15 protein-coding genes and 5 pseudogenes are annotated in these 15,981 nt (G+C 33.4%); 14 read left to right on the top strand and 6 right to left on the bottom strand.

The window, feature by feature from the left end; genetic code table 11:
* Positions 1 to 159 precede the first annotated feature (159 nt).
* Positions 160 to 252, top strand: a pseudogene (locus tag HRG09_RS29850) (replication-relaxation family protein); the annotation flags it as partial.
* A 50-nt stretch (positions 253 to 302) separates the two neighbouring features.
* On the opposite strand, the gene HRG09_RS22865 reads toward HRG09_RS29850, so the two are convergent.
* Complete coding sequence (locus HRG09_RS22865; protein WP_174103093.1) at positions 303 to 917, bottom strand: pesticidal protein; 615 nt, start codon at positions 915 to 917, stop codon at positions 303 to 305.
* A gap of 426 nt (positions 918 to 1,343) precedes the next feature.
* On the opposite strand from HRG09_RS22865, the gene HRG09_RS22860 reads away from it, so the two are divergent.
* Positions 1,344 to 2,324 carry a glycoside hydrolase family 25 protein gene (locus HRG09_RS22860; protein ID WP_174103092.1) on the top strand — a complete coding sequence of 327 codons (981 nt, stop codon included), beginning with the start codon at positions 1,344 to 1,346 and terminating at the stop codon, positions 2,322 to 2,324.
* Between the two features lie 275 nt (positions 2,325 to 2,599).
* Here HRG09_RS22860 and HRG09_RS22855 read toward each other — a convergent pair whose 3' ends face one another.
* Positions 2,600 to 3,106 (bottom strand): sunset domain-containing protein, encoded by a 507-nt coding sequence (locus HRG09_RS22855; protein WP_174103091.1) that lies wholly within the window; start codon positions 3,104 to 3,106, stop codon positions 2,600 to 2,602.
* Positions 3,107 to 3,718: 612 nt separating this feature from the next.
* Between HRG09_RS22855 and HRG09_RS22850 the strand changes: the two genes are divergently transcribed.
* Positions 3,719 to 3,988 (top strand): Gp49 family protein, encoded by a 270-nt coding sequence (locus HRG09_RS22850; RefSeq protein ID WP_174103090.1) that lies wholly within the window; start codon positions 3,719 to 3,721, stop codon positions 3,986 to 3,988.
* 16 nt (positions 3,989 to 4,004) lie between these two features.
* Here the strand turns inward: HRG09_RS22850 and HRG09_RS22845 are convergent.
* Positions 4,005 to 4,076, bottom strand: a pseudogene (locus HRG09_RS22845) (YxeA family protein); the annotation flags it as partial.
* Positions 4,077 to 4,172: 96 nt separating this feature from the next.
* On the opposite strand from HRG09_RS22845, the pseudogene HRG09_RS22840 reads away from it, so the two are divergent.
* From HRG09_RS22840 to HRG09_RS22830, 3 genes and pseudogenes are all read left to right on the top strand, one after another.
* Positions 4,173 to 4,259 (top strand): annotated as a pseudogene (locus HRG09_RS22840) (RtcB family protein); the annotation flags it as partial.
* A 465-nt stretch (positions 4,260 to 4,724) separates the two neighbouring features.
* Positions 4,725 to 5,042: a hypothetical protein gene (locus HRG09_RS22835; RefSeq protein WP_174103089.1), complete on the top strand. Its 318-nt coding sequence runs from the start codon at positions 4,725 to 4,727 to the stop codon at positions 5,040 to 5,042.
* A 455-nt stretch (positions 5,043 to 5,497) separates the two neighbouring features.
* A pseudogene (locus HRG09_RS22830) lies at positions 5,498 to 6,501 on the top strand (GH25 family lysozyme).
* Positions 6,502 to 6,614: 113 nt separating this feature from the next.
* On the opposite strand, the gene HRG09_RS22825 reads toward HRG09_RS22830, so the two are convergent.
* Positions 6,615 to 6,821, bottom strand: coding sequence for a KTSC domain-containing protein (locus HRG09_RS22825; RefSeq protein ID WP_174103088.1), 207 nt, complete (start codon positions 6,819 to 6,821; stop codon positions 6,615 to 6,617).
* A gap of 95 nt (positions 6,822 to 6,916) precedes the next feature.
* Here HRG09_RS22825 and HRG09_RS22820 point away from each other — a divergent pair, with 95 nt between their 5' ends.
* The 3 genes and pseudogenes from HRG09_RS22820 to HRG09_RS22810 form a co-directional block, all read left to right on the top strand.
* A complete protein-coding gene (locus HRG09_RS22820; RefSeq protein ID WP_174103087.1) occupies positions 6,917 to 7,102 on the top strand; it encodes a hypothetical protein in 186 nt (61 codons plus the stop codon).
* A gap of 1,021 nt (positions 7,103 to 8,123) precedes the next feature.
* Positions 8,124 to 10,613, top strand: a complete 2,490-nt coding sequence (locus HRG09_RS22815) for a transglycosylase domain-containing protein (protein WP_174103086.1) — start codon at positions 8,124 to 8,126, stop codon at positions 10,611 to 10,613.
* A gap of 279 nt (positions 10,614 to 10,892) precedes the next feature.
* Positions 10,893 to 11,285: pseudogene (locus HRG09_RS22810) on the top strand (MFS transporter); the annotation flags it as partial.
* 53 nt (positions 11,286 to 11,338) lie between these two features.
* On the opposite strand, the gene HRG09_RS22805 reads toward HRG09_RS22810, so the two are convergent.
* Positions 11,339 to 12,400, bottom strand: a complete 1,062-nt coding sequence (locus HRG09_RS22805) for a site-specific integrase (RefSeq protein WP_174103085.1) — start codon at positions 12,398 to 12,400, stop codon at positions 11,339 to 11,341.
* 74 nt (positions 12,401 to 12,474) lie between these two features.
* Positions 12,475 to 13,104: a LexA family protein gene (locus HRG09_RS22800; RefSeq protein WP_174103084.1), complete on the bottom strand. Its 630-nt coding sequence runs from the start codon at positions 13,102 to 13,104 to the stop codon at positions 12,475 to 12,477.
* Positions 13,105 to 13,262: 158 nt separating this feature from the next.
* Between HRG09_RS22800 and HRG09_RS22795 the strand changes: the two genes are divergently transcribed.
* From HRG09_RS22795 to HRG09_RS22780, 5 genes are all read left to right on the top strand, one after another.
* Positions 13,263 to 13,490, top strand: a complete 228-nt coding sequence (locus HRG09_RS22795) for a helix-turn-helix domain-containing protein (protein ID WP_174103083.1) — start codon at positions 13,263 to 13,265, stop codon at positions 13,488 to 13,490.
* A gap of 149 nt (positions 13,491 to 13,639) precedes the next feature.
* Positions 13,640 to 13,828, top strand: a complete 189-nt coding sequence (locus HRG09_RS22790; RefSeq protein ID WP_174103082.1) for a helix-turn-helix transcriptional regulator — start codon at positions 13,640 to 13,642, stop codon at positions 13,826 to 13,828.
* Positions 13,829 to 13,847: 19 nt separating this feature from the next.
* Positions 13,848 to 13,979, top strand: a complete 132-nt coding sequence (locus HRG09_RS29425; protein WP_262386273.1) for a hypothetical protein — start codon at positions 13,848 to 13,850, stop codon at positions 13,977 to 13,979.
* Between the two features lie 74 nt (positions 13,980 to 14,053).
* A complete protein-coding gene (locus tag HRG09_RS22785) occupies positions 14,054 to 14,974 on the top strand; it encodes a DnaD domain-containing protein (protein WP_174103081.1) in 921 nt (306 codons plus the stop codon).
* A partial coding sequence (locus tag HRG09_RS22780; protein ID WP_174103080.1) for a DnaB-like helicase C-terminal domain-containing protein occupies positions 14,974 to 15,981 on the top strand: 1,008 nt, incomplete at its 3' end. The genes HRG09_RS22785 and HRG09_RS22780, both read left to right, overlap by 1 nt.

Below are 15,981 nucleotides of genomic sequence, written 5' to 3'. Positions count from 1 at the left end.
CCAGTTCATTACAATGAAGAGAGATATGGAATAATTCTATTTGGTTGTGATATTTTTAATGTAAGACATGCATTCTTCTTATATGTGTGTCTTATTTATTTTTTTGAAAATTATATATAATTCGTTTTACAAAGTAAGAAAAAGAAACCGGATCTTATCTTTACAGTTACAAAATATAGGGAAAAGAAATTGGAACAGTTAGCAGCAAAATATGATATATATGTGATGGTCTATGTAATTCAAAGTATATAAGAGTGTAACAAAAATAACAGCCCCTCTACTTATAAGTAGAAGGGCGGGGGTTAGGAGGGATAAACATCTTCAAATTTAATCCCAACAAGCATATGTTTCATCATTATAAGGCATTGTGCACTATCATTAACTGTGAAAGAACAAACTTCCTGTTTGGTTTTTTTTACAACCAAAATATCAAAACTAATTGCTAAAACGTCTATAAGATAGTCTTTTTCCTGAGTATCCATAGCGATTAAAATATTATAAGTATATCTTGGAAAACTATTCTCAGTGTTATACCAGGAAATCCATGGTTCAGTATCTTGTTTATTTAAATTAATAAACATGTTAGTAATAGCATCGGTCACCTGACTCACAATATCTTGATTTATACTTTCTCCCCAACGATAAGTAGGAAGTGCTAATATATCTTTAATAATTAGATTACTAATTTTCTCAATCAATTCTGAAATTTGAAGTGCTTCTCCTCCGATGATTGCTTCCTGTGACGACTTCAAAAAGTTTATATCACGATTTGATTCTAACACGTTGACTAGAGTGCGAGGATCAGCGAAATCATTAAAATTCATATCCAATTCTTCAAAGAATTTCTTTAATTTAAGAACTTGTCCAAAATGTTCCTGTTTTACAGCAAACACATTATGAAAGTGATTATTCCCCACTTTTCAACATTCCCTTCTATATAGAACATAAGACAAATATATGATAGGAATTCCAATATATAACTCTTTTTCGTTTTAAAATGTGGTACTGTACCTTTTCGAAAATAAGTTGTCCTAAAGTCTTGAAGAATAAGATTGTTTAGGTTCATTTTTTTGTTCACTGTAGTTTGAATAAACAATGAACAATTTTTTAGCGTACGAAATTTGCGAAATGTTGGTGCTACTCCATCCACATCAACTTGAGGGATCAATTGTCCCCAAAAACGAAAAAAAATGAGCCGAATTTTCATTAAAAATTGAAAAAATGAATATTAGCCATGTGGAGAGTAAGTTTCCTAATATTTTAAGAAACGTGCTTGAATTTGTAGGAGTGAAGAGCAAAAAGACAAGCCTTGAATATGATAATAATAAAGGAGATATTTAATAGTGGGATACATCGTAGATATTTCAAAATGGAATGGTAATATTGATTGGTCAGTCGCGGCTCCTCAGCTTGATTGGGTTATCGCCCGTGTACAAGATGGTTCAACCTATGTAGATCCAATGTACAAGTCTTACGTAACGTCTATGAAGAATTATGGTGTACCATTTGGAAACTACGCATTTTGTCGTTTTGTATCTATTGCTGATGCAAAGAAAGAAGCACAAGACTTTTGGAACCGCGGTGACAAGAGCGCTACGGTTTGGGTAGCGGACGTTGAAGTCAAGACAATGGATGACATGAGAGCTGGTACACAAGCATTTATCGATGAATTACGGCGCTTAGGTGCTGGAAAGATAGGGTTATACGTAGCTCATCAAATGTACGAGCCTTTTGGAATGGATAAAGTAAATACAGATTTTGTGTGGATACCTCGTTATGGCGGAAATAAACCAGCATTTCCATGTGATATTTGGCAGTATACTGACAAAGGGAATGTATCTGGTATTGGCACTTGTGATTTAAATCAATTGGTTGGAGGTAAACCACTTTCTTGGTTTACAGGAGAGGATGCAAGTAATAACCAACCAAAAGGTATTGGTATTGCTATTTCAAAATACCGTGAAGGATATGGGATTAATTTATATACAGCACCTAAAGACGGCTATTATAATGGTCGTATCACTGATAAAACACCATATCTAATTCTTGCTGGCGCTTGGTATGGTGGTGACCAAAATATGATTTGCCTTGGTGGACAACAATGGGCTGAACAGAAGCATTTTGACGTACAATGGTTCCGGGCTTATTCAAAATATCCTGCTGGGTATGGCATCAACACTTATACAGCACCGGGTGCTCCAGTTGGAAGTTTCAAGGGACGAGTTGATGGTACAACTGCATATGATATTTATTCTCGTGAAGATGGCTGGATTGATATTGGGCAACAAACATTTGTAGAAGAAAAGCATTTTGATATTCGGTAGTGGGAAGAGTTGGCTATAATTGGAGTATAGTTTTTTATAGCTAAATTTTCTTTAAAAGAAAAAACACGAGCAGTGAGACGGTATTTAAATAGTAATGAAGGTGGAAAAGCAATATTCGCAAAGTATATAAAATACTATAATCATAAAAGAATTAAGACAAAACTAAAAGACATGAGCTCGGTATAATACCGGGCTCATGTCCAAAAAGCTGCCTAATGAAATAACCTGTTTAACTTTTTGGGATCACTTCACTTCATAAGAGTCTGCTTTTATTACTATTTTTTTGATGCTCTATATCCTGCAGCTTTTGCTTCCGATTCTGAGCAAAACATTTCTTCAGCATTTGTTTTATCATAAAACTGTTGTCCAGGCATATGATAAATTTTTTCACCCTTACTGTTTTTATTCCCTTTAATATTACATGAGCCACCTTGTTCAGTTGACTGTTTTTGATTTGGCTGAGGAGCTGAAGATGTAGCTTCTTGTTTAACTTGAGCCTGTTGTTCTTGTTGTTTCTTTTGCTCCTCTTGTTGCTTTTTCAATTCTTGTTGTTTCTTTTGTTCTTCTTCCTGTTGTTTTTTCAATTCCTCTTGTTTTCGTTCGTCTTCTTGTTTAGTTGTGGTTGTTTCTTTTACTTTTGTGTCTTCTTTTGTTGTAGTGTCCTTGTCACCATTAAAACATGAAGCAAGTAAAATAATTAATAGAATAATAATACCTAAACATCCCAAACACCCACATCCGCGGCGTTTTTTGTTTTCCTTTTTATTTCTAACTTCTGACATTCTTATCCCCCTATGTATTACAAACTTAACATCGAGTATAACAAATATTTAGTGATAATTTTACATATTTTTCACAATTTGAATTCTTTTTTGTAAGAAATACTACCTCTGTAAAATGTAAAGGGAACACTAGGTTATAGTTTTTATATTCACTTCTGCATCATTCTTTTTCTACATTTATCCCGTAGTAACTGTCCGTAAAAGTTTGAGAAAAAGATTTAGTAGAATACAGCCTAATTGAATCTAATATTGCGGTTGAGGGGATAAAAGAAGAAACGGTAGATTGGACAAAAAATTTATTTTAAATGAAATAAAACGAAGGGTAAAAAGTATTTATGAGAAATCCCAATGCAGCCACCACAATTACTATTAGAAAGGCTAAAAATTCGCGACTTCTATGATCATGAAGTGCATATATATATTCATAATGGGTTTCGAAAATCTATCTTATAAGATTAGTTACCGCCAAAAGTATAACAACAGGTGGAACAAGAGTAACAAATACAAGAAGAGCAAAGGGAAAAGCAGGAACAAAGCTTAGAGTTATAACATCATAAGTTAGACATCGAAGAGAAGAAGGGTAAAAAACAAATGCAGAAGGGTGAGAAGTAAATGAAGAATACTGTAACACAAGAAGATATTAATAGTATTTTAGAAAAGACTCGATGGACAGTTGAGGAGTTTCATGGCAAATGTACAGTAGTGGTTGCTAAGTTGCCGAATGGATTCATTTTAACCCAATCTAGCGCATGTGTAGCCCCTGCTAATTATGATGTGAATATTGGCATTCAATGTTGCAAAGACCGCATTATTGATAAAATTTGGGAGTTAGAAGAATATAGATTGCAATGTGAATTAGCTAAGCAAGTTGCTATAGAATAGCGGCTTTTTTTTTATAGGCTCTCTCACATCCTATAGCAAAACTAGAAAATAGTGCAAATAATGAAATGATAGCTAAAAATTTTTTCATGATCTTTTCTCCTTTTATGTGTTTCTGTAGAGAGTATACTGCTTTTTTGATAATAAAAAAATCGTGTTAGATTACACTATCCTTACAATCTTGTAAGAGAAATTAGATTATTTAGAGGGGCAAGGTTTCAAAGATTATTTGAATGATATGAAGATTGCTCAACACTATGCTGAATTATATAGGTGATCAAACATTTGTATTTGAAAATTATTTTGATGTGAAATAATAAAAATTTTAATTTCTTTATGGAGCAGCATTTTTATTTTATAAACCGTACACCTTTTGAACAGAACGAGCATATATTAAAGTATGGGACAAGCGTAAATCGCTTTTTTCATACTCATTGAAAACTCCTTATCACGAAAAGAGCACTTTTAAGTGCTCTTTTAATTTGGATTCAAGCAATTCGTACAGCGATTTTGGCAAATGGGAATCACGCTAGAGGTGTGAAACTGAAACTGTAGTTATTAGGAAATTTAGTATGAATGAAAGGGCTTTTTTATTTTTAAGATAAGATAAGTTAAGAACTCTAAGGAATAATTATTTTTTCTAGTTTTGATTTTTAGTAATTTAAAATAAAGAGAGAGGTGTTATGGTGTAGGTTTTTCTTCTTTCCTGTCGAATATGTAATAAAAGGGAGGGAGTAAAATGGCACAGTTTGAAGTAGAACAAATTACTTATTTAGGAGAGAGAAAAGAAGAAATCGATTTTCGAATAGCTTATGTAAGGATTGATGACTATTTAGACTGGGAAGTCATTATACGCGGAACTACTGATAAATATATACTCTTCATTGAAACAATGAAGAAAAATGAACAACCACTATTTGAATTTATTACTACTGAAGGGGAAGTTTTCCAAGGTAGGACAAAAATAATGAAATTCATCCCGAAATTAACTGATACAGAAATCGATTTATTTGGTATTGGAAAGTTAAATGGTTATGAAATAAAAAGCGTCCAATAGGATGCTTTTTAGCATTTTGGAGATTTATTTATTATATGTTCCTGTCATACAAAGTAAAGTTACAGTTGACTTAGTAAGTGTCCACGAGAAAAAAGAATCTGCCACAGATTCTTTTTTTCATTATATATATTGGATTAGGAGAGTATGTTAAACCCTTGAAGGGAGCAAGGATTTAACGGTAATAGTAACCGTAGTATTAATGTAACATAGTTAACTTATTTAGAGAATTGATAATGTTTGTATTGAATATTACTAATATTTAGTATAGATGTTTAATACTATAAGTATAGTATTAATTTATTTTAATTTACCACTTGTCAATTGTTAGATAGAATTAGCAAAACAAACACCTATTGTAATCGATTCTTAATATATACATATTGCAGGAATATATCGAATCTAGAAGTATCACTTTAGCTATTAAAATTCAGTATGACAAAAGGAGAAGAGTAGTAATGGACAAACATATTATTGATATTTCTAAGTGGAACGGTAATATCGCTTGGGATGTGGCTGCACCGCAAATTGAGTTTGCTATATGTCGTGTACAGTATGGTTCTAGAACAGTTGATGAGAGGTATAGAAGTTATGTAACAAATTTAGAAGAATATGGTATACCACATGCTGCATATGCTTATGGATGCTATGTTTCTGTAACGGATGCAGTTGTAGAAGCGAAAGATTTTATGGAAAGAGTAAGTTCAAACGCTAAATTTCTTGTTCTTGATGTTGAAGATGATACGTTAAAAAGTTGCGGACCGGATAAGCTAGCTGAAGCATCTCAAGTATTTATAGATACTTGTAAAGCCGCAGGGTGGAAAGTTGGATATACGTAGGTCATCACATGTATAATAAATATGGTTTAAGAGGAGTGAAATCGGATTTCCTATGGATTCCACGTTACGGTGGTAATAAACCAGCTTATCCATGTGATATATGGCAATATACTGAAACAGGGAATGTTAAAGGGATTGGGACAGTTGATTTGAATTATTTGGTTGGCGATAAGTCACTTTCTTGGTTTATAGATGACGTAAGTCAGACAAAAAAAGATTCCGGACAAACAGTAGGTATTGGGAGTGCTCTTTCAAAATACCCTGAAGGTTATGGAGTTAATTTATATGAGAATCCTGAAAAACCTATATTTACTGGACGTATCACTAATAAAATTCCTTATCTTATATTTGAAGGATATTGGGGCGGTGAAGGTAAGGATATGATTAGATTAGGGAATGAAAAACAGTGGGCGAAACTAGATCACTTTGATGTAGAGTGGTTCTGTGCATATTCAAAATACCCTGCTGGATATGGAGTTAATTATTATGCAGAACCTGAATGTATAAACTTTAAAGGTGTGATTGATGGTTCAATTTCTTATCGTGTTTGGGATAGAAAAGATGGGGCAATTGATATTGGGCAAAGTAGCTGGATTAAAGAGGAACATGTAGTGATTAAATAATAATCGGAAGTAAAAAAGTATTACGTTGTTTAAACAGCGTAATACTTTTTTATTCTACATAAAATATTTTTTATACAATGAAATAAATCGGTTTTGTTTATCCTGTAGACTGTTTAAATTTTTGTGTGACGATAAGAATTTCTAATATAAGTGTCATGATAATAGCTTTTGGATTGTGCGTTTCGTAATCCTTTGTATATACTTTCCGGTACATCGTAAAAATCATATGTACCATTTCTAAATTCAATTCGTAAAATCATAGATGATGGATTATAACCTACAGCGACTAATTTTTTAGAAATTACTGGATATAAAGTCATGTTAGTTCATCTCCCTTCTTTAATATATTTAGATATTAATAAAGGAAAATCCTGCTATCTGGTCGAAATATAGTCGTTGAGAAGGAGTGGAGAATATGAATGAACAAGAATTTATAGATATAATATTGGAAGAGGAAGATTCTCTAGCACATATTTTAAATGAAATTGTTGAACAAAAAAGAGAGGAAACAGGTTCTTATAACATCACTGTTCAGCATGTAATTCCTGTTAGGGAAAAGCATTTTACAGTCATTTTATGTAAAATTGTTTCAGGTTTTTAAGAGGATGTATTTCGATGCGTAATGTTTACTTATGGTAGGAGAAGGGCAAGTTGATAACTGTTTTGTACTGTTTATCCTGCTATTAACAGGCGGTAAAACCCTAAAAAGGAATTATATAGGGGGGACTATCAGTAAAAGTCCAATTAGTGAGGACTAATAATTGGTATGTGATGAAGAAACACGCCACTGATTTTTACTTTATAAGTTGTAGTGTGCATAGGTCATTTTTGAAGAAGCGACTGGAGATAAAGTAAAGGGTTATTTCCAGTCACTTTTCTATTTTATGACATAGTAATATTTGTTAGAACTATTCTACAAAGCATGTTGTAGAATTTAGGGTGTATTTTGTTACGTATTGACTGAATCGTACATTGTAAATAGTATATATGTTGTTAGATAAAATATCATAATTACCTCCTTCACTAGCTATGTTGATTCATTTTATTAGAAGTTCACACGAAATTCATATTGTTATGATATTTTATTCTCACTATTGATTTGTCGCTAACGATTGTGTAGAAGGAAGTTCTATTTTAAATGACAGTTTTTGTACAACTAATCCGGAATATAATCAAAGCTAAGTTAAGAAATTATTTAGTTTTAATGCAATTACTAGCTTACAATTTGTGGCTAAGAGTTTAGGAACAGGGTGTCAATATAGAACATGGGAGAAACCATTGTTTAAATGTATTAGTTGTGTCTGTATCTTTTTGATACAAGCTTTGACAATGAAGACATTTTAGACAGGTGTTTAAGAAATGATTTATATGGAATAAAAGGAGGAATACGAGCTCAAGTTTCAGTATGAACAGAATATGCTTCTTACTATTACAAGCGTATAGATTAATAGGGTTATATTTTTCATCAAGAGAAACAGGTGGATAATGCAAACAACGAAATATGAATTTTTTAAGTGATTCAAAAATGTGTTCGGGGCCTTTTTGATTAAACAACATTGTAAGAGTAGACTTATTTATTGATGATAAATCAACAAGAGGATTGAAAGGCAGGAGAAAGCAACATGTCAGAAAATTATCGTTCTCGAGAAGAGCGAAGACAAGTGCGAAAGAAAAAGCAACCAAGTACTAATAATGAAAAAACGAAAGGGAAAACATCGTTTTTTCGTAAGTTTTTAATTGGGTGTTTAATACTTGGAATCGTAGCTCTCATAGGTGGAGTAACTACTTTTTTCATTATGATAAAAGATGCTCCTAAACTTGAAAAATCAAAGCTTGTTAATTCACAATCAGCAAAAATTTATGATAAAGATAAAAATCTAATATATGAATATGGGAAAGAGAAACGAACGAATATTACGTACGATCAAGTACCGAAATTAGTAGAAAATGCATTTTTAGCTACAGAAGATGCACGTTTTTATGACCATAGTGGTGTTGATTTTAAGGGTACTTCACGCGCGGTTTTAGTCAGTCTTACTGGGAACTATGGTTCGCAAGGTGGGAGTACAATTACACAACAAGTTATTAAAAATTATTTCTTATCTATGGATAAAACACCTAAACGTAAGGCACAAGAAATATATTTAGCCTATAAGTTAGAACAACAATATTCGAAGCATGAAATATTAGAAATGTATTTAAATAAAATCAACTTAGGAAACCGTTCGTATGGTATTGCGACGGCAGCTGAAAACTATTATGGAAAAGAATTAAAAGAGTTGACTTTACCAGAAGTTGCGATGCTTGCAGGGTTACCAAAGGGACCAAGTATTTATGATCCAACCAAACAACAAAATGTAGAGAGAGCGACAGAGCGTAGAAATGTTGTATTACATTTAATGAATCGTCATGGATATATTTCGAAAAAACAAATGGAAGAAGCTTCAAAAGTTCCTGTAACTGAGGGACTCCTCCCACCTAAAGAGATTACAGAAATGCCATATCCAGCATTTATAGATGCTGTTGTGAAGGAAGTGGAGAAGGAGTTACCGGATGCAAACGTTGGGTCTGATGGGTTATCTATTTACACAACTTTAGATCCGGAAGCACAGAAGTATGCTGATGATCTTTTAAACGGAAACAGTATTAGTTATCCGAATGATAAATTCCAAGGTGCTTTTACATTTATGGATACAAAAACTGGAGAAATTCGTGCTATCGGTAGTGGACGTGGTGAAAATAAAGCGACATTCAAAGGGCACAATATGGCAATTGAACTAGACCGTTCAGCAGGTTCAACAATGAAGCCAATTTTTGACTATGGCCCAGCAATTGAATATTTAAAATGGCCAACTTATCATCAACTGGATGATTCACCATATAAATATTCAACAGGACAACAGGTTCAAAATGCTGATAGAACGTTTAAAGGTATGATGACGATGCGTGATGCTCTTAAAATGTCTCGTAACATACCAGCCATTAAAACAGCAAAAGAGGTAGGGTTAAGTAAAGCACAAAGCTTTGCAGAAAGTTTAGGTATTCCATTTAAAAAAGATGCGGTTGAGTCAACCGCAATTGGTACGAATGAAGTATCACCAACTGAAATTGCAGGGGCATATGCTGCATTTGGTAATGATGGTAAATATATAAAGCCACACTTTGTTAAAAAAGTAGTTTATCCAGATGGGAAATCTCAAAGCTTTGAACCGAAATCAAAACGAGTTATGGAAGACTATACAGCGTATATGATTACAGATATGCTGCGTTCTGTTGTTAAATCTGGTACAGGTACAGCAGCGAATGTAAGTTCATTAGATGTTGCGGGTAAAACAGGAACAACAAATTATTCATCTAAAGAATTAGCGAGATATGGTATACCAGCTAGTGCATCGCGTGATAGTTGGTTTGCTGGTTATACACCGCAATATACAATGGCAGTTTGGACTGGATATATGAAAGATGGTTCTGAAGATTATATAAGCAGTAAAAATACGAAAATTGCTCAACAAATTTTTAAAGAGATGATGAGTAAATTTGGCACAAGCGAAGCAAAATTCAAAATGCCAAGCAGTGTTGTACAAGAGGGTGATGAATTACGTGTGAAAGGTGCAAAACGAGATTCCTCTCCAAATCCGAGCACGTCAAATTCAAACTCAGATGAACAGAAGAAAAATGATGAGCAACAAAAACAACAAATGGAAGAAGAGAAAAAGAAACAACAAATAGAGGAAGAACAAAAGAAACAACAAATGGAAGAGGAGAAAAAGAAACAAGAGCAAGAACAAAATGAAGAAAATAAGAACAATGATCAAAATGGTCAAGATCAAGGTAATATAAATCCGCCAAGTAATGGAAACGGAAATGGCCAAGGTGGTACGAACCCGCCAGGTAATGGAAACGGAAATAACCAAGGTGGTACGAACCCGCCAGGTAATGGAAACGGAAATAACCAAGGTGGTACGAACCCGCCAGGTAATGGAAACGGAAATAACCAAGGTGGCACAAATCCACCAAGTGGCGGAGACGGTGAAGGCCAAGTTAGTCCAAATCCACCGAGCACTGGAAATATTCAAGGTGAAACAAACGCAAATCAAAATGGTGGTCAATAATAATATGTTAATAATAAAAACAAAGTCGGCTCTAGAAAAAGAGTCGACTTTGTTTTTATTATTTTTATATGTATAAGTAAGTCTTATCCAGTAGAATTAAGTACAAAGTCGTAAGACCAACTCAATCTATCGATGGTAGAGCATTTAAATTTAAAAATACGTCTATATACGGAGGGAAATATACCATTAAAAATGTACAATACGAGTGTAAATAGTATTGATACAGGTTATATGGAGGTATTTTTTATGGAGCGATTATAGACTCAGTCATTTATTCAAATGACTTTAGCGATGTTATTTTTATTTACAGGATTTTATTTACTTGTTCCAACACTCCCATTATTTATAAAGGAACTAGGAGGAAGTGAATCTCAGGTTGGAATTATGATGGGAATGTTTACGATATCAGCTGTTATCGCGCGTCCAATTATTGGAGGGATGTTAGATAGGTACGGAAGAAGGTCATTTATCATTTGGGGGCTAATCTTCTTTGGTATTACGATGTATTCATACAATTGGGTAGTAAGTATTGCATCTTTAGTTGTTTTACGAATTATTCACGGTTTGACATGGGCTGTTTCTACGACTGCAGTTGGAACTGCTATTACTGATATTATTCCAAACTCTCGACGAGGGGAAGGAATGGGTTGGTACGGAATGGCAATTTCTATACCAAACCAGTAACACCAAGCGTTTTAGTGCTTGTGGTAACACTTTGGTAACGATTATAACGAATCGTCTTCCATAAATGCAACTACTTCTGCTTGCTTAGATGGATATAAGTGACTATAAGTATTTAAAGTTGTTGCTACATCTGAATGTCCCAAGCGTTGCGCTACAACAAGTGGACTCACACCTCTATTTATTAAATATGAAGCATGAGAATGTCTAAATTCATGAATAATTATCTTTTTAACCTTGGCTATATTTACATATTTCTCGAATCTTCTATGAAGTGTAGTTGTAGATATACTATCATAAAATTCACCAAAAACAACATAATCATTTTTAACTGGTGCTGTTAATGAGGCACTTTTTTTAGTGTCTTTTAATAGATCCATTATAAAATTAGGCAACATGATAATTCGATTAGATGCTTTCGTCTTTGGTTTAGTAATTTGCTTGTTATAGTTTGTTTTGTTAATGTCGATTGTTTTTTCTTCAAAGTTAACATCCGACCAAGTTAAAGCTAAAAGTTCTCCTTTTCTAGCCCCACTATAATAAAGTGTTGAAAAAAAAGCTTTGTATAGTGGTTCGTCCACCACGCTAATAAATCTTTTAAACTCTTTAAATTCCCAAAAATTTATCCTTTTATTTGATTCTTTTTCAAAGTTCCCAGCAATTCGGGCTGGATTGTTAGATAAACCGTGGAATTTGATTGCGAAATTAAATATAGCAGAAAGAGTAGAGTGAATCTTTTTTAAAAACATAGCTGAGTATTTATCAATAATTTTATTTTGATAATTCATGACATGCTTTGCTGTGATTTGATCAATTTTAATTTTCCCAAACTCTTCTAGTATGTGATTGTAGATAATATTTTTAATAGCATGTACACTGGATTGTTTTCTTCGTTGAGTGTACCATTCAAAATACTCTTCTGCCATTTGTGAAAAAGTTAATTTAGAATTGGCTTCAGTTTGTATGAGAGCTTTCGCTTCCGCTGTACGCGCTTCTTTTTTTGTTTTAAAACCACGACGTTTTACTTGTTTTAATGTTCCGTCAAACTGCCGAACTCTGACAATAAAGTAATAAGTTCCTCTTTTTTCATCTTTATAAATTGTCATAAGGATCTCCTTTCTTGTAGTAAAAGAGTAGACCGTCGTCTACTCCTGAATGTTAAATTTCTAGCGCTAGAAATTTAAAGATCCCTTGTATAGCGTATTGCTTTCCCAATAATTCGTGCCGGTACACTTGGAGTGATGATTATTGGTTCGTATGAAGGGTTATCTGGCATTAAAATTACAACATTTCCTTGTTTTTTTACTCTTTTTAAAGTAGCTTCAGTATCTCCATTAACAAGAACTGCTGCAATTTCTCCGTTTTCCACATCATCTTGCTTTCTAATTAATACAAAAGCTCCATTAGGTATAGTTGGTTCCATTGAATTACCTTTGGCTTCTAAGTAATATATTTCTCCTTGTGGTAAAATATCAGATGTTTCATAACGAAACCCTTCAAAGTTTTCCTCAGCACATATAGGTAGACCACATGCAATTTTTCCTAATATCGGCACCTTAACCGGATGAACATTAGCGTCATATAAATTAGAGGGTTTATCTTCAGTTAAGTCAGAGCGATTAACCTTAAAGTAATCAGCTAATAACTGTATTTTATCTGGTCTTGGATAAGTATTAGCCTTAATCCAGTTTGAAACAGTTGTTTCAGGGATATTTATGTCGTTAGCTAGATAAGTCTGTGTGATGCCATTACGTTCTAAATATTTTTTTAAGTTATTTGCAAAAATTTCTTTCATTTTCTGTGCATCCATTTGTCTCACCTCACTTTCTAATAGTATTTTACCGTTTTTCGGTAGTTGTGTAAAGGTATAAAATACCGTTAAAAAGTATTTTATGTACTATTTCGTATTGACTGTACCGTTTAAAGGTAGTATATTAAGCTTAGAAATTATTGAAAGGAGGTAACTTGATGTTTCAGATAACATTAAAAGCTGCTAGAGTAAATGTAGGATTAAGACAAGATGAAGCAGCTGAATTGTTAGATATTACAGGAAAAACCCTACGTAATTATGAACAAGGTATAACTGCTATTCCAGGTCATATTTTGCAAAAAGCATCTATTGTATACAAAATCCCTTCTGATTACATTCGATTACCCATAATAAACGATGGTAACTATGACGATGATTTTTTTTGAATGGAACTACCGTTTAAAGGTAGTGAATTTGAAGAAGAAAGCCTCACTTTTTTAAAAACAAAATGTCGAAAAATGCTGTCGTAAATTAATAGTTAATAAGATATTACGAATTATATATTAATAATTATCGAACCGAGGTGGTGTGAAACATGTATCAAAATTTATTTATTGCTCGTAGAGAACAACGTATGACACAGGAAGCAGCAGCTAAAGTGATAAACATAACAAAGCAAAGTTATCACTTGAAAGAATGTGGCAAAAGAGATTTTAGTCTTACTGAAGCAAAAATACTTGCTAAATATTTCAAAACAACTGTGGATTCCCTTTTTAAAAAATAATTAAGGATGGTGAAAAGTCATGAATGGAGTTTTATCAGCAAGCAAATTAATGAAAGCTGCTCAAGTAAGAAAGGAGTGTGCTGAAGCAATAAATAATCCAGCAGTCGACATTAGAACAGCATCTTGTTTATTTAGTAAAGCAATATCTTAAAACGAGATATAAGAATTAGCGCTTATTACGTATAGAGGATGGATTTGCGATATATAAACGGGAGGATGAATAACATGGCACTTTATAGACCAGTACAAGTTTCATTTTGGCAGGATGCAAAAGTTATCGAGGAGATGACTCCAGAAGATAAATTATTCAATTTGTATCTTCTTACAAACCCATGTACTACACAAATTGGTGTATATCAAATTACAAAGAAACAAATGGCTTTTGATTTAGGATACTCCATGGAAAGTATTAATGCACTCTTAGATCGTTTTGAAAATCATCATAAATTGGTTAAATACAATCCAGAAACACGAGAACTAGCAATTATCAATTGGGGTAAATATAACCTTAATAGAGGCGGTAAACCAATTGAAGATTGTGTTCGCAAAGAACTTGATGGAGTAACAGATATTAGTCTTATTAGCTTAGTAACTCCAAAAGTTAAAAATGATAAAATTCGTGCTATTTTCGAAGATTTTCTTGCTGTTCACGATACGTGCCACGATACGTTAACGATAAGTGGGGAAAAAGAAAAAGAAAAAGAAAAACAAAAACAACAACAAGAAGAAGAGCGCACGGACGTTGTTGAAGTTAATCCAATTTCTTTTTACGAACAAAACTTTGGATTCATGACACCTTTTATCGCAGAAGGAATTCTTGCATGGGTAGATGATTTAAATGCAGAACTAGTTGTTAAAGCGATGGAAATTGCTCAAGAAAAAAATACAAGAAATATGTCTTATGTAAATTCAATTTTGAGAGATTGGCATGTTAAAGGCTTTAAAACAGTAACTGATGTTGAAGTAGCCGACAAAGAGTTTCGTGCTAAACGAACAACACAAGTAAAACAACAGCCAGCATATCAATCTGTTGCTATGTTTGAATCTACTAAACAAGTATTGCAGCAACAAAAAGAGTGGAATCAAAATATCGCTACTGATGAAGAACTTGCAGCACTTAATCAACAGAATGGATGGATGCAATAATGAGTAACGACATCATTCGTAATTTAGAAGCTGAGCAAAGTGTTTTAGGCAGCATCATCATGGAAGGGGATTTGATAAAAGATTGTCAGTTAAAATCAAATCAGTTTTCTCTTCCAACACATCAAGCCATTTTTAAAGCGATGAGAGAACTTGAAGATAATGAAAGTCCTATAGATCTTGTGACTGTAGTTGAAAAATTGGATAGTTTTATAAATCAAATTGGTGGCATTCAGTTTTTAGTTAATTTAGCTGAGGGCGTTGCGACAACAAAAAACTTTACGTATCACGAGGGACTTGTGATAGAAGCATGGAAAATGCGACACGCTCAAGAGGTTGCTGGTGATTTATATAAGCGTCTTCAGAAGGACAAAGATATTAGTGTAATCAGCGATACAATCGATGAACTAAATGCGATAGAGGAAACGGGTTATTCAGGTGAGTTTGATTTAAAAGAAACGCTTGTTGGGCTATATAAGAAGATGCAAATCGATGTTGGCGATTTAACAGGTATAAACACTGGATATAACGATTTTAATCGAATGACTTCTGGATTACAGACAGGAGACTTAATTATTGTTGGCGCACGTCCAGCAATGGGAAAAACGGCGTTTGTACTAAACGTTGCTTATCATGCAGCAAGTTCGGATACAACAGTTGGAATCTTTTCACTAGAGATGGGAGAAGAACAATTGCTCAAGCGAATGATTTCTAGTGCTGGTAATGTTGAGGCAACCAAAATGAAAAACCCTAAGAAACTTTGCAATATCAAAGATTGGGAAAAAATCAGCCAAGCAATGGGGTTGATTAACAATCTCCCACTGGAAATATACGATAAGGCAAATGTAACAATGCAAGAAATTTATGCAAAGACCAGAAAACTGAAACGTAAACATCCAGATAAAAAGGTATTAATAGCGATTGATTATTTACAGCTTATTGTTGGTGATCCAAAGCATAGAGGAAATCGTATGCAAGAGATTGGTGAAATTAGTCGTAAGTTGAAATTA

It is taken from the genome of Bacillus sp. Xin1 (assembly GCF_013314535.1).
In the GTDB taxonomy this organism is placed as follows: Bacteria; Bacillota; Bacilli; order Bacillales; family Bacillaceae_G; genus Bacillus_A.
The sequence above is the reverse complement of the archived record's forward strand: the minus strand, read 5'-3'. Positions and strand labels throughout refer to the sequence as shown.

Coding starts and splice junctions, on each gene's coding strand:
- HRG09_RS22835 (WP_174103089.1), top strand. CDS start 4,725: ATGGCACAGTTTGAAGTAGAACAAATTACTTATTTAGGAGAGAGAAAA.
- HRG09_RS22855 (WP_174103091.1), bottom strand. CDS start 3,106: ATGTCAGAAGTTAGAAATAAAAAGGAAAACAAAAAACGCCGCGGATGT.
- HRG09_RS22805 (WP_174103085.1), bottom strand. CDS start 12,400: ATGACAATTTATAAAGATGAAAAAAGAGGAACTTATTACTTTATTGTC.
- HRG09_RS22820 (WP_174103087.1), top strand. CDS start 6,917: ATGAATGAACAAGAATTTATAGATATAATATTGGAAGAGGAAGATTCT.
- HRG09_RS22825 (WP_174103088.1), bottom strand. CDS start 6,821: ATGACTTTATATCCAGTAATTTCTAAAAAATTAGTCGCTGTAGGTTAT.
- HRG09_RS22790 (WP_174103082.1), top strand. CDS start 13,640: ATGTATCAAAATTTATTTATTGCTCGTAGAGAACAACGTATGACACAG.
- HRG09_RS29425 (WP_262386273.1), top strand. CDS start 13,848: ATGAATGGAGTTTTATCAGCAAGCAAATTAATGAAAGCTGCTCAAGTA.
- HRG09_RS22785 (WP_174103081.1), top strand. CDS start 14,054: ATGGCACTTTATAGACCAGTACAAGTTTCATTTTGGCAGGATGCAAAA.
- HRG09_RS22795 (WP_174103083.1), top strand. CDS start 13,263: ATGTTTCAGATAACATTAAAAGCTGCTAGAGTAAATGTAGGATTAAGA.
- HRG09_RS22850 (WP_174103090.1), top strand. CDS start 3,719: ATGAAGAATACTGTAACACAAGAAGATATTAATAGTATTTTAGAAAAG.
- HRG09_RS22800 (WP_174103084.1), bottom strand. CDS start 13,104: ATGGATGCACAGAAAATGAAAGAAATTTTTGCAAATAACTTAAAAAAA.
- HRG09_RS22815 (WP_174103086.1), top strand. CDS start 8,124: ATGTCAGAAAATTATCGTTCTCGAGAAGAGCGAAGACAAGTGCGAAAG.